Here is a 12,402-nt window from a genome sequence, read left to right as displayed (position 1 = left end):
GCAAAGCGGAAATGGGAACCATACGTTCCGGTGTTGACGCCATGGAGGGAGCCCGCCCCGGCAAGGAGGTAACGCCCGGTGAGCCAGCACGCGTCCCGGCTCGGCGGCCTGCGAGGCCGGTCGCACATACCGTTCGGCGCCCCGTCCCACCAGCGGCTTCGCCGCATTCCACGGCGGCCGCGGCGGATCGCGATGCTCAGCGTCCACACCTCGCCGCTGCATCAGCCCGGCACCGGCGACGCCGGTGGGATGAACGTCTACATCGTGGAGCTGGCCAGGCGCCTGGCCGCCATCGACATCGAGGTGGAGATCTTCACCCGGGCCACCAACGCCGCGCTGCCCCCGGCCGTCGAGCTCGCTCCTGGTGTGCTCGTCCGGCATGTGGACGCCGGGCCCTACGAGGGCCTCGCCAAGGAGGACCTCCCGGCGCAGCTGTGCGCGTTCACCCACGGCGTCATGCAGGCGTGGGCCGGGCACCGGCCGGGCCACTACGACCTCGTGCACTCGCACTACTGGCTCTCCGGCCATGTCGGCTGGCTGGCCGCCGAGCGCTGGGGAGTGCCGCTGGTGCACGCCATGCACACCATGGCCAAGGTCAAGAACGCCGCGCTGGCGGCGGGCGACACCCCCGAGCCCGCGGCCCGCGTCATCGGCGAGCAGCAGATCGTCCGCGCCGCCGACCGGCTGATCGCCAACACCGCCGAGGAGGCGGAGGAACTGGTGCACCACTACGAGGCGGCGCGCGAGCTGGTGGCGGTCGTCCACCCGGGGGTGAACCTCGACCGCTTCCGGCCCGCCGACGGCCGGGCCGCCGCCCGGGCCCGGCTGGGACTCCCGGCCGACGCGCTGATACCCCTCTTCGCCGGGCGCATACAGCCGCTGAAGGCCCCCGACATCCTGCTGCACGCCGTCGCCCACCTCCTGGAGGAGGACCCCTCGCTGCGCGAGCGCATGGTCGTGCCCGTGGTCGGCGGCCCCAGCGGCAGCGGTCTGGCCAAGCCCGAGGGGCTGCACAAGCTGGCGGCGCGGCTGGGGATCTGCGATGTGGTGCGGTTCCGGCCGCCCTGTGCGCAGGACGAGCTCGCGGACTGGTACCGGGCGGCGTCCGTGTTGGTCATGCCGTCGTACAGCGAGTCGTTCGGGCTGGTGGCCATCGAGGCGCAGGCGTGCGGCACCCCGGTCGTGGCGGCCTCGGTGGGCGGCCTTCCGGTGGCCGTACGGGACGGGGTCAGCGGCACGCTGATCGACGGCCACGACCCCGCCGACTACGCCCGCGCCCTGCGCCCCTTCGTCCAGGACCCGGGGCGGGCGGACCGGATGGGCGCGGCGGCGGCCGGGCACGCCCAGTCCTTCGGGTGGGACACGGCCGCCGCGGCCACGGCAGAGGTGTACACGGACGCGATGCGCGAGCGGCGTCACCTACGATCGGCTCATGGCTGACCCCAAGGCTGACCCCATGGCCGAGCCCAAGGCCGACCGTAAGGCCGACACGGCCCCCGATGCCGACCGTAAGGCTGACACCACGGCCGATGCCGACCGTAAGGCCGACACCGCCCCCGGGACCGGTAAGGCCGACACCGCCGCCGAGGCCGACCCCCGGGCCGTCATCGAGCGGACGCTGAACGACGCCGAACTGGAGTGGGAGAGCCCGGAGGACGGCACCTACGTCGTCACGCTCCCGGGCACCCGCAAGCTGTCGACCACCTGCTCGCTGCGGGTCGGCCGGCACTCCCTCTCGGTCAACGCCTTCGTCGTCCGCCACCCGGACGAGAACCACGAGGCGGTCCACCGCTGGCTGCTGGAGCGCAACACCCGGCTGTACGGGGTGAGTTACGCGATCGACCAGCTCGGCGACATCTATCTGGTGGGCAAGCTGCCGCTCGCGGCCGTCACCCCGGAGGAGCTGGACCGGCTGCTCGGCACGGTGCTGGAGAACGCGGACGGCAGCTTCAACACGCTGCTGGAGATGGGATTCGCCACGGCCATTCGCAAGGAGTACGCATGGCGAACCGCGCGGGGCGAATCGACCCGGAATCTTGAGGCGTTCAGCAATCTGACCCGCGACGCGGCGAAGTGAAGAGCCGGGCCTCGGCCCGGTCTTCGTCCGACACCCGCCTTTCTGCTCGACCTACGCCCATTTGACCTACGCCCATCCTGTTTGACCTACGCCCATCCTGACGCGACCCCTTCCGCGCGCCCCTGCCCCATGGCATTCTCACGCCGTCTCTCACCTGAACTGCGTTCACATCCATGGAAGGCGGGGCTGGCTCATGGGCACGGAGATCGACAGAAGGCGGTTGCTCGGCGGTGCGATGGGACTGGCGGCGGGTGCCACGCTCCTGGGAGCGGGGGCCCCGCTCCTGACCGCCACGGACGCCGCGGCGGCCGCCGCACCGGGTACGCCGGGCGGGGCCCGTACGCCCGGCGGGACGGGCACGTCCGGCGGGACGGGCACATCGGGCGAGGCCCGTACGTCCGCCCTCTGGCGTGAGTTCCGCGCCCACCCGTACACCCACCCCCAGATCCCGTACGTCGGCCGCGCCGGATACCTCGGCGGCCGCACGGGCTTCCCCCGCCTGCCCGTCGTCGCGGACGTCCGCGCCTTCGGCGCCCGGCCCGACGGCTCCGCTGACGCCGCCCCCGCGATCAACCGCGCCATCGCCGCCGCCGGTCGCCGTGGCGGCGGCACGGTGCTGGTGCCGCCCGGGACGTACCGCGTGGACGACGTGATCCGCCTCGGCTACGACAACGTCGTCCTGCGCGGCGCCGGCAGCGGCCGCACCACGCTCCACGCGACCCGTAACCTCACCGAGCTGATCGGCCCGTACGGCAGCCGCTACGGCGGCAACAAGTCGTCCTGGTCCTGGGCCGGCGGGCTCATCTGGATCTGCCCGGACGCCCGCTGGCGCTCCCTCACCGACGCGATCCGGTCCCAGGCGTGGCCGTTCGAGGGCTGGACCGGCAACCGGCGCGACGAGTGGCGCACCCTTACCGACCTCGCCGCCCCGGCCCGCCGCGGCGACTGGACGGTGGCCGTCGCGGACCCGTCCGCCCTGCGCCGCGGCGACCGCGTGCTGCTCCAACTCACCGACGACGGCGCGCACTCGCTGCTGGCCCATATGGCCGGCGATGTCGAGGGCGCCGCCGACTACGTCTGGACCGACAAGACCAAGCTCACCTCGTACGTCCCCTATGAGTGGCCGTGCCGCGTCGTCGCCGTCGACCGGCGGCGCCGCCGGGTGACCCTCGACCGCCCGCTGCCGCTCGACGCCCGGCCCGCCTGGAAGCCCCGGTTCACCACGCTGGTGCGGCCGGTCACCGGCTCCGGGGTCGAGGGCATCACCCTCGACGTCGTCGAGACCCCGCAGTCGCAGCATCTGCTGGACAAGGGGTACAACGGCGTTGCGCTTCAGTGCGCGTGGGACTGTTGGGTGGACGACGTGACCGTCAACAACGTCGACAACGGCTTCCTGCTCGTCGCCGCCAAGGCGTGCACCCTGCGCCGCACCCGTGTGACCGGCCGCGGCAGCCACCATCCTTACTGCTGCCGCGAGGGCTCGCACGACAACCTCGTGGAGGAGTTCGTCCTGGCCCAGCGCACCGTTCCGGCCCCGGCGGGGACACAGCTGCACGGGATCAATGTGGAGGGGCTGTCCAGCTACAACGTCTGGTCGCGCGGCCGGATGGAGATGGGCACCTTCGACACCCACCGCGGGATGCCCTTCGCCAACGTCCGTACGGAGATCACCGTGGACAACACGGGGGCGCACGGCGGCGACGCGAGCGCCGGTCCGCTCTACGGCGCGCGGTTCGCCCACTGGAACGTCACGGTCACCAATCAGCGGGCCGGATGCGTCAGGATCGACGACATCGCGCCGTACAGCGCGACGGTCGGGATCAGCGAGGTGCGGCAGTTCGGCCAGATCGACGTCCCGGACTTCACCGGGCCGCTCCACTCCCGTATCGAGTCCTACGGACACCCGGAGGCGGTCCACCCCCGCAACCTGTACGAGGCGCAGCGCGCCCTGCGCTGACTCCTCCCCTGACGCCTCCCCTGAACCTCGTGAGGAACGCGGTGAAGAGAGCGGTGAAGAAATACCGTCCATGAGGGCTCTTCATGGTGAACCGGCTCCTGCGGCCGGGAACCATGAAGAGGAGACACAACGGTGCTCATGGACAATCCGTGGCTCACGGTGGCGACGGTCGTGACGGTGGGGGTGCTACGGCTGATGGGGGACGTCATCCGCTGGCTGGCGGCGCGTTCGGGCGAACGGCTCCGGGCGCGCACGCTGGCCGAGTTGGTGCACAGAACGGAGCCGGGCACGGTCCTCACCGACCGCCGCCCCGACGGCGCGGCGCTGACGATCCGGCGGCGGCCGGAAGGGCGGGACGAGCGGGATGAGAGGGACGGCCGGGGCGAGCGGGGCGGCCGGGGCCAGCGGGACGGTCGGGGCCAGCGGGACGAGCGGGGCGGGGGTCGATCGGAATGAGCGACACCGTCGAGGAGACCACGCGCGGCGGGCGGCCCGAGGAGGAGTTCGACGCCTTCTACGCCCGCACCTACCCCTGGCTGGCCGCCCGCGCGGTGATGCTCAGCGACAACCGGCAGAACGCCGAGGACGCGGTGCAGGAGGCGTACATCGAGGCGATGCGCCGCTGGCCCGAGGTCAGGGCGTGCGCCTCGCCCGAGGCATGGGTGACCACCACCATGCGGCGCAAGCTCTCGCGGGACGGGCGGCGCTGGTGGTTCCGCTGGAAGCCGGCCGAGATGAGCGTCCCGGCCGCCACGACCGCGAGCGTGGAGGAGACCGCCGAGGCACTGGCCGCCCTGCGCGCCCTGGGCACGCTGCCGCCGCGCCAGCGCCAGGTGGTCGTCATGCACTCGCTCGAGGGCATGAGCTATCAGGCGATCTCGGCTGAGCTGGGCATCTCCGTAGGCAGCGTCGGCAGCAACCTCCACAAGGCCCGCGCCCGGCTGAGCCTGCTGCTCGACGTCTCCCCGGAGCTGGGCCGCGCGACCGAGCGCCTCCTGACCCGCACCCCGAAGGACCCGCTGAGCGTGGCCCTGTACGGGGCTGCGGAGTGGCTCTCGGCCGGGTTCAGGGGCGAGGGCCGGGCGTTGCGGGGCGGGACTGGAGACGGCGCCGACGGCATCCGGGGGCGTCGATGATCGCCACCACCCGCGCGCTCCTCGCCACTGCCCGCGCGCTCCTCGCCCTCGCCCTGCTCGCCGTCTTCTACGCGCTGGTCGCGGCCATGGTGCTGCTCTGGGCGGCGTTCCTCGTGGCCGCCTTATGGACCGCGGGAACGCCGGAGGCCACGACGCCGCCCACCACTGTCGTCACCGCCTGCGCCGCGATGGCCCCCATCGTCTTCGGCATGGTGTGGGCGGTGATCCGCACCGCCCGCCCCGCCGCCCCGCGCGAGGACGCGGTGACGGTGACCCGGCGCGGGGCGCCCGAGTTGTGGCGCACGGTCGAGGAGCTGGCCCTCGACGTCGGCACCCGGCCGCCCGGCCACATCAAGCTGACCGCCGAGGTCAACGCCTCCGTCACCGAGGACGCACCGCTCCTCGGCCTCGCCCCCGGCCGACGCGTCCTCTACCTGGGACTGCCCCTGCTGGCCGGACTTTCGCCCGCCGAACTGCGCGCCGTCCTCGCGCATGAGCTGGGCCACTTCTCCGGCCGCCACAGCCGCTTCGGCGCGGTCGCCCACCGGGGCGCGGCGGGGCTGGTCGCCGCCCGGCAGGCGATCCAGGACGCGTCGGCCGCGAACGAGCTGGTGCGGCTGTACGCGGGCCTGCCGCTGCTGCTGCTCGGCCTCTACACCCGCCTCTTCCGCTGGCTCACCCGCCCGGTCCGGCGGCGGCAGGAGCTGGAGGCCGATCGCGAGGCGGCGCGGATGGCCGGACCGGGCGCAATGGCCGACGCGCTGTGCTCCACGGCGGCGCTGGAGGTCGCGTGGCGGGATTTCCTCGCGGACTTCCTCACCCCGATGCGCCGGGCGACGGGCCGTATCCCCGACGATCCGTTCCGCGCCTTCGCCCATATGGTCGAGGCCCCCGAAGTGCGGGAGCCGATGGCCGTGTTCCGCGCCCTCGCCGTGGAACGGCCCGCCGACCCCGATGACGCGCATCCGGCCCTGGCCGTCCGGCTGGAACGGCTGGCGCGCCTGCCCGCGCGGGGGCCTGGAACCGGCCCCTTCCCCTCCCCGGACTCCCCCGAGCCTCTCTCCGTACAGCCGCGGTACGCGGTCGAGCTGGGCCGTGTCCTGCTGTCCGGGCCGGACGCGGGCACGAGGGTGCCCTGGCGGGACTGGCTCACCGAGCTGGCGGAGCACCGCGCGACACGGATCCTGACCCCGCTGGCGGAGGCGGTACGGGGGGTGGAGGAGACGGAGGGAATGGGCCGGCCGAAGGGGGAGCCGGGCGGCGAGCCGGACGGGGAGCCGGAGAGGCTGACAATCGACCGAGTGCTGCGACTGCTGGACGGCGGCCGCCGGATGCCCCTGGCCCGCGCGCTCAACGCCCGGCTGCCGGACGCCGGGCTGCCCAATGCCGCGGTGCCCGACGCCGGGCTGTCCGACGCCGGACTGTCCGAGGGCGAGCGAATGCCCCGTGGCGATCAGCCCGGACAGGACCCACTCGCCCCTCTGGTCGAGGCCCTGGCCGTACTGATCGGGGCGCAGCTGGTCGCGCAGGGGACGGCGTACTGGGCCATGAATTGGACCGGCCCCAGCATCCTCGTACCGCCCGACGGCATCGCCCCCGAGACCATCCGCACCTGGGCCGACACCGCCGTACGACTCCCCGGCCAGACCCAGCGGCTGGGGCTGCACCTGGCGGCCCTGGGCGTGGACGAACGCGCACCGCTGCCCACCACCGGTAGGGCAGGGGGCACGGCGGACGGGCCGGTGGAGGGGGCGAAGGCGCGGCGGATCAGCATCGCACCCGGGGCCACTGGCCCCGCGCGCCGGCGCATCAAGGCCGTGAGCGGGCTGGCGCTCACCGTGCTGGTGGTGATGACGGGGTGGACGTTCGCGCTGTGGGCGAACAAGGACGAGCCGAGCTACCCCCGGATCCCGGTGACCCGGTGGAACGACCGCTACCAGCCGGGCGGCGGTACCGGCACGGACCCCGCTCCGTACCCGACCTACCAGCGGCCCACATTCCCGGAGACGATCCCGACCTACCAGCCCCCACTGCCCCCGCCCATCCACATCGAGCCCGTCATCCCGAGATCCACTCCCTGATCCCCGCCGGGGGCGGCCCGGTCCCGCTACGAGGAGCCCGCCCCCACCGCGGGCGAAGCCGGGACCGAACCCGAAGTCGGACCCGAAGTCGGACCCGAAGCGGCACCCACACCGGCACCCACTCCACCCCCGACATCCCCGGCCGCGGGCCGGCTCCGCAGGGCGCGCCCCAGCGCCACGTACCCCCCGGCCGCCACGAGGCCCACCACGGCGCTGGCCGCCCACAGGGCATCCGCCCCGAAGCTGTCCATGACGGCGCCGCCCGCGAGCGGGGCGATGAGCGAGGCGAGGGACCACGACAGGGTGTACATCCCCTGGTAGCGGCCGCGCCCATGGGTCGGGGAGAGCCGGGCGACCAGCCCCATCTGCGTGGGGGAGTTGATGATCTCGCCGATCGTCCAGACCATCACGGCCAGCGCGTACATCCCGACCGACCCGGCGAAGGCGGTCAGCCCGAACCCGGCGCCGGTCAGCAGGGCGGACACCATCAGCAGCGGCGCCGGTTCGCGATGTTCGAGGAACCGCGTCACCGGGATCTGCACGGCCACGATCAGTACGCCGTTCATCGCGATGGCGACGCCGAAGTCCGTACTGGACAGCCCGTCCGCCCCCATCGCCACGGGCAGCGCCACGAACGCCTGCTGGATGAGGGTCGCGACCAGGAACGACAGCGCGACCACGGCCATGAACCGCCGGTCCCGCAGCACCGCACCCAACCCAACCTCGCGCTCCGACTCCGACTCCACCGCCGCACCCTCGGCGGCAGGCTCCCGCTCAGGCCGAGACTCCGGAACCTTCCCAAAGACGATGACGGCACACAGCAGCGTCATCCCGGCATCCGCCAGGAAGAGCGTGAGATAGCCGTGGCGCGCGATCAGCCCGGCCGCCGCCGCGGAGACGGCGAAGCCGAGGTTGATGGCCCAGTAGTTGAGCGCGAAGGCCCGTACCCGGTCCCCGGGCGCGACGATGTCGGCGATCATCGCCTGCACCGCGGGCCGTGACGCGTTGCTGGTCATGCCCACCAGGCAGGCCACGACGGCGATGGCGACCGGATTCTGGACGAAGCCCAGCACGGCCACGGTGACCGCGGTCGACAGCTGCGAGACCAGCAGCGTGGGCCGCCGCCCCAGCCGGTCGGTCAGCACCCCGGCGACGACCGCGGCCACGGCCCCGCCCAGCCCGTGCAGCGCGCCGACCAGCCCGGCGAACATCGCCGAATAACCACGATCCACGGTCAGGTACATGGCAAGAAAGGTGGCCACGAACCCGCCCAGCCGGTTGACCAGCGTGGAGGTCCACAGCCACCAGAACTCCCGGGGCAACCCCGAGACACTCTCCTTCGCGGCCTGCCTCAGTCGGACGACGGACACGGACGACTCCCCCCAGTGAAAGCCACAGCCCTGTGAATGCGACAGCCGGTAAGCCGCGCACCCCATGAGCGGCGCGACATGTAAGTGCCACAACCAGGATCCGCAACTTACCGATACCGTCCCCAGCCCGCCAGTCAATTGACGGGGTCCGTCAACCGACCCCCTCAGGCCGGTCCAGTAGGCTCGACGACATGGCCGACGCACCGTACAAGCTGATCCTCCTCCGCCACGGCGAGAGCGAGTGGAACGCGAAGAACCTGTTCACCGGCTGGGTGGACGTCAACCTGAACGAGAAGGGCGAGAAGGAGGCCGTCCGCGGCGGTGAGCTGCTGAAGGACGCCGGCCTGCTCCCCGACGTGGTCCACACCTCGCTCCAGAAGCGCGCGATCCGCACGGCCCAGCTGGCGCTGGAGTCCGCCGACCGCCACTGGATCCCCGTCCACCGCTCGTGGCGCCTGAACGAGCGCCACTACGGCGCCCTCCAGGGCAAGGACAAGGCGCAGACCCTCGCCGAGTTCGGCGAGGAGCAGTTCATGCTGTGGCGCCGCTCCTACGACACCCCGCCGCCCCCGCTGGACCGCGACGCCGAGTACTCCCAGTTCGCGGACCCGCGCTACGCGACCCTCCCCCCGGAGCTGCGCCCGCGGACGGAGTGCCTCAAGGACGTCGTCGTCCGCATGCTCCCGTACTGGTTCGACGGCATCGTCCCGGACCTCCTCACGGGTAAGACGGTCCTGATCGCGGCCCACGGCAACTCCCTCCGCGCCCTGGTCAAGCACCTGGACGGCATCTCCGACGCCGACATCGCGGGCCTGAACATCCCGACGGGCATCCCGCTCTCCTACGAACTGGACACCGACTTCAAGCCGGTCAACCCGGGCGGCACCTACCTCGACCCGGACGCCGCGAAGGCCGCCATCGAGGCGGTCAAGAACCAGGGCAAGAAGAAGTAAGCCTCCACACGCAAGCCCCCTACCTGCGGTTTCACCGCGCGTAGGGGGCTTGATGTCGCGAGGCCGAGGCTGGGCGTGGGGCTGGAGCGCTGCCGCGTTCAGTCGACCCGTGGCGCGCAGGGGCAGGGCCCGTCCAGGTGGCCGTTCAGGTGGAAGAGGAGCCACTCAAGCCGGTCGGCTGTGACTCCCAGGGACGACGCCCAGCCGTGCATGGTGCTGATGTAGGTGGTGTAACGGGTTGGCCAATGACGCGTGCCGGCCGCCTGCCAGCTGAACCACTTAAGGGCATTCAGTGAATGAAAAACTCGAGTGTCCAGGATCAGGGCCCGGTCACACTCGGTATCGCGGTCGTCGATGGCCGCGAACCACTTCGTGAAGAACGATTGCCCCACCCCGTTGAGGACGAACTGCCTGTAGGCCCCGCTCAGGTCGCCGCTTTGGACCGCCTGGCGCGTGGTCCGGAGGGCAGTGGCGAGGCGGGGGTCGGCCAGGGCAGCCTCGGTGTACCGCGGGCCGCGTCCGTTCGTGGTGCCCGAGCCCCAGATCATGACGGCCACGAACAGGGCACGTAGCCCGTCGGGATCGTCACCAACGCGGTCACGGAGGTCGACCAGGTCGCCCCGACTGATGAGGCGGTCACCACTCCGCCCGCTCGCACATTCAACGCCGACATCGAGTACCTGCGCCGCTCCGTACCGCTCCAGCCGTGGGTGCCACGTGCTGGGGCGGAAGCGCACTGGCTTCTGCCTGCAATCGCGATAGCGGTCAACGAGCTTCTGAAGCTGCTCCATCATGTGCTCTCCCCCCGGAGCCACGGCGACGGTGACGGCGTGGCGTGCGACATAGCGTATGGGAGGAAATGCCAGGAGGGCGCGCTTATCTACTATCCCGGATGTATCAGGTCAGAGCAGTCTGTCGGCGCTGAGCAATAGCCTGGGGGTGTCAGCCGTGGCGCGCCTGGAGGTTTCGTGGAAGCTACCGTTCTCACCAGCCCCGACCGGTTGTGGTCGGCGCAGGAGGTCCTGACCCGGCCGAGCCCCGTCCCGGCGGTCGCGGGAGCTTACGGGTGGTACTTCGAGCAGCCGCCCCACCCGGACTTGGACGCCCGACGCCTGCTCTACGTCGGCATAGCGCCCCGGTACATGGCGAACCGCACCAGCACCCAGAACCTGCGCAAGCGGGTGCGGTACCACTACCGGGGCAACGCGGAGGGCTCGACGCTACGGCTCACGCTCGGTTGTCTACTCGGGCTTGAGCTGCGCCGCGTGGGCAGCGGTAAGCGGATGACCTTCGGCAAGGTCGGCGAGGCCACCCTGAGCCAGTGGATGGCGGACAACGCCCGAGTGTGCTGGATCGAGCAGGAGGAGCCATGGGCCTTGGAGGCACAGCTCATCTCCCGACTCGACCTACCGCTGAACCTCGACCAGAACGGCCACAACGCATTCCACAGCCGCCTGAAGGAGCTGCGGGCCCAAGCACGCCAGCGGGCGCGGGAGTTGCCCATCGGCGCGTAGGCCTATCGGACGGGCGTCCTCAGGGGGCGGTCAGGAGGGAGTGAACTCGTACCGCAGCTCGTAGAGATGCCCGGCCTTGGCCATCACCGTGGCTTCGATGGGGCGCTCGCCGTCGCTGTAGACGACGCGCAGCGTTCGCAGGACGGGGAAGTTCCCCGGCAGGCCGAGCACCGTGTACTGCTCCTGCGTCGGTACGCGCGCGGAGACCTTGTCGACGCTGAGGCGGGGCGGGTGGCCCAGCTCCGCGAGGAGGGCCGGGGTGCCGCCCTTGATCTTGCGGCGGTCCATCATCGCCGTCCCGCGCGCCAGCTCCAGCGGGTAGTACGACTTCACCAGCTCCACCGGCTCACCGTCCAGGAGCAGCACCTGCGCCCGCAGCAGCGCCGTGCCGTTCTCCGGGAGGCGCAGTGCCTCGGCGACGTCGGCGGGTGGGCGGATCTCGGTGACGTCGAGGAGCCGGCTGCTGCCGCGAGCCTGGTGGCCCGCCGCGGCCTCACTGAGCCATCGGTACGGCTCTCCGGGTGCGGCCGGGGCCATGTACGAGGCGGGGCGCATGGTGCGCTGCCGGTGTTCGCGTACGGTGACGGCCGCTCCGGCGCGGCCCACCGCCAGCCCCTCGTCCTTCAGGAGTTGCAGGGCCTTCTGCACGGTCGCGTTCGAGGCGGTGAATCGCTCCTTGAGCCGGGCGGTTGAGGGAAGCCTGGCGCCGGGAGGAAGGTCGCCGGACATGATCTCGTCGCGTAGGTCGGCGGCGATCCGTTCGTGCAGCGACCGCTGGTCGACTGCGTCCTGTTCGGCCTTCGGCACGGTCATCCCATCCTGAGTTCGTAGCGCAGACGCTGGCGTTGGGCGGGCATGGTGATCAGGTCGGCCTGAAGGGGCCGTTCGTGCGCGTCGAGCATGACGCGCTCCAGGCATAGCACCGGCTCCTCCGCGCCAGTCCGCAGCAGTTCGCGCTCCTGCGCGTCCGGCATGCGCGCCGTCACGTCCTCACGCACCCGGCGACCCACATGCCCCAGCTCGGCGAGCAGCGCCACCGCTCCTCCGCGGATCTTCGCGGTGCCCGCGAGGCCGGTGCCTGCGGCGATATGCGCCGGGTAGTAGGAGTCGGTCAGCTCGCACGGCTGCTCGTCGAGGTACATGATCCGGCGCCGTACGACGACCGTATCCCCGTCCTCGAGCCCCAGAAGGCGGGCCACGACAGCCGGAGCGGGAACCTCCCCGGCATGCAGGATGCGCTGCGTCCCACGCCTGCCGCGCGCTGCCGCAGTAAGGATGTCTCTCGCACCCAACTCTGAGGCGGTGACTCGCCAA

12 protein-coding genes are annotated in these 12,402 nt (G+C 71.9%); 8 read left to right on the top strand and 4 right to left on the bottom strand.

The genetic code is table 11. The features are described from left to right. Positions 1-78 precede the first annotated feature (78 nt). From mshA to ACT2CW_RS01540, 6 genes are all read left to right on the top strand, one after another. Positions 79-1,440 carry a D-inositol-3-phosphate glycosyltransferase gene (gene mshA / locus ACT2CW_RS01565; RefSeq protein WP_445515241.1) on the top strand — a complete coding sequence of 454 codons (1,362 nt, stop codon included), beginning with the start codon at positions 79-81 and terminating at the stop codon, positions 1,438-1,440. A 166-nt stretch (positions 1,441-1,606) separates the two neighbouring features. Then, positions 1,607-2,077 (top strand): type III secretion system chaperone family protein, encoded by a 471-nt coding sequence (locus ACT2CW_RS01560; RefSeq protein WP_138916055.1) that lies wholly within the window; start codon positions 1,607-1,609, stop codon positions 2,075-2,077. A 193-nt stretch (positions 2,078-2,270) separates the two neighbouring features. Further along, complete coding sequence (locus tag ACT2CW_RS01555; RefSeq protein WP_445515240.1) at positions 2,271-4,034, top strand: glycoside hydrolase family 55 protein; 1,764 nt, start codon at positions 2,271-2,273, stop codon at positions 4,032-4,034. Positions 4,035-4,172: 138 nt separating this feature from the next. Further along, on the top strand, positions 4,173-4,490 hold the full coding sequence (locus tag ACT2CW_RS01550) for a hypothetical protein (protein ID WP_445515239.1): 318 nt from the start codon (positions 4,173-4,175) through the stop codon (positions 4,488-4,490). Then, positions 4,487-5,170, top strand: a complete 684-nt coding sequence (locus tag ACT2CW_RS01545) for an RNA polymerase sigma factor (protein WP_233362006.1) — start codon at positions 4,487-4,489, stop codon at positions 5,168-5,170. Before ACT2CW_RS01550 ends, ACT2CW_RS01545 begins: the two co-directional genes overlap by 4 nt. Next, the gene (locus ACT2CW_RS01540) at positions 5,167-7,251 is read left to right on the top strand and encodes a M48 family metalloprotease (RefSeq protein ID WP_445515238.1); all 2,085 of its coding nucleotides are present in this window, start codon (positions 5,167-5,169) and stop codon (positions 7,249-7,251) included. The genes ACT2CW_RS01545 and ACT2CW_RS01540 overlap by 4 nt, the downstream gene beginning before the upstream one ends. Before the next feature lie 26 nt (positions 7,252-7,277). Here the strand turns inward: ACT2CW_RS01540 and ACT2CW_RS01535 are convergent, their stop codons facing one another. After that, a complete protein-coding gene (locus tag ACT2CW_RS01535; protein ID WP_445515237.1) occupies positions 7,278-8,621 on the bottom strand; it encodes an MDR family MFS transporter in 1,344 nt (447 codons plus the stop codon). A 191-nt stretch (positions 8,622-8,812) separates the two neighbouring features. Here ACT2CW_RS01535 and ACT2CW_RS01530 point away from each other — a divergent pair, with 191 nt between their 5' ends. Beyond that, the gene (locus tag ACT2CW_RS01530) at positions 8,813-9,574 is read left to right on the top strand and encodes a phosphoglyceromutase (protein WP_164435551.1); all 762 of its coding nucleotides are present in this window, start codon (positions 8,813-8,815) and stop codon (positions 9,572-9,574) included. Between the two features lie 98 nt (positions 9,575-9,672). Here the strand turns inward: ACT2CW_RS01530 and ACT2CW_RS01525 are convergent, their stop codons facing one another. Beyond that, positions 9,673-10,368, bottom strand: coding sequence for an 8-oxoguanine DNA glycosylase OGG fold protein (locus ACT2CW_RS01525; RefSeq protein WP_445515236.1), 696 nt, complete (start codon positions 10,366-10,368; stop codon positions 9,673-9,675). A 174-nt stretch (positions 10,369-10,542) separates the two neighbouring features. Between ACT2CW_RS01525 and ACT2CW_RS01520 the strand changes: the two genes are divergently transcribed. Beyond that, positions 10,543-11,088: a GIY-YIG nuclease family protein gene (locus tag ACT2CW_RS01520; protein ID WP_445515235.1), complete on the top strand. Its 546-nt coding sequence runs from the start codon at positions 10,543-10,545 to the stop codon at positions 11,086-11,088. 30 nt (positions 11,089-11,118) lie between these two features. On the opposite strand, the gene ACT2CW_RS01515 is transcribed toward ACT2CW_RS01520, so the two are convergent. Further along, the gene (locus ACT2CW_RS01515; protein WP_445515234.1) at positions 11,119-11,901 is read right to left on the bottom strand and encodes a GntR family transcriptional regulator; all 783 of its coding nucleotides are present in this window, start codon (positions 11,899-11,901) and stop codon (positions 11,119-11,121) included. Next, a complete protein-coding gene (locus ACT2CW_RS01510; RefSeq protein ID WP_445515233.1) occupies positions 11,898-12,380 on the bottom strand; it encodes a GntR family transcriptional regulator in 483 nt (160 codons plus the stop codon). The genes ACT2CW_RS01515 and ACT2CW_RS01510 overlap by 4 nt, the downstream gene beginning before the upstream one ends. Positions 12,381-12,402 lie beyond the last annotated feature (22 nt).

It is taken from the genome of Streptomyces sp. NEAU-174, assembly GCF_052665095.1.
Note: the sequence above shows the minus strand (reverse complement) of the source record. Positions and strands in the feature narration are given on the sequence as shown.

Bases quoted from the DNA above. Each gene is read 5' to 3' on its own strand.
- ACT2CW_RS01555 (WP_445515240.1), top strand. From the start codon at position 2,271: ATGGGCACGGAGATCGACAGAAGGCGGTTGCTCGGCGGTGCGATGGGA.
- ACT2CW_RS01550 (WP_445515239.1), top strand. From the start codon at position 4,173: ATGGACAATCCGTGGCTCACGGTGGCGACGGTCGTGACGGTGGGGGTG.
- ACT2CW_RS01545 (WP_233362006.1), top strand. From the start codon at position 4,487: ATGAGCGACACCGTCGAGGAGACCACGCGCGGCGGGCGGCCCGAGGAG.
- ACT2CW_RS01540 (WP_445515238.1), top strand. From the start codon at position 5,167: ATGATCGCCACCACCCGCGCGCTCCTCGCCACTGCCCGCGCGCTCCTC.
- ACT2CW_RS01530 (WP_164435551.1), top strand. From the start codon at position 8,813: ATGGCCGACGCACCGTACAAGCTGATCCTCCTCCGCCACGGCGAGAGC.
- ACT2CW_RS01525 (WP_445515236.1), bottom strand. From the start codon at position 10,368: ATGATGGAGCAGCTTCAGAAGCTCGTTGACCGCTATCGCGATTGCAGG.
- ACT2CW_RS01515 (WP_445515234.1), bottom strand. From the start codon at position 11,901: ATGACCGTGCCGAAGGCCGAACAGGACGCAGTCGACCAGCGGTCGCTG.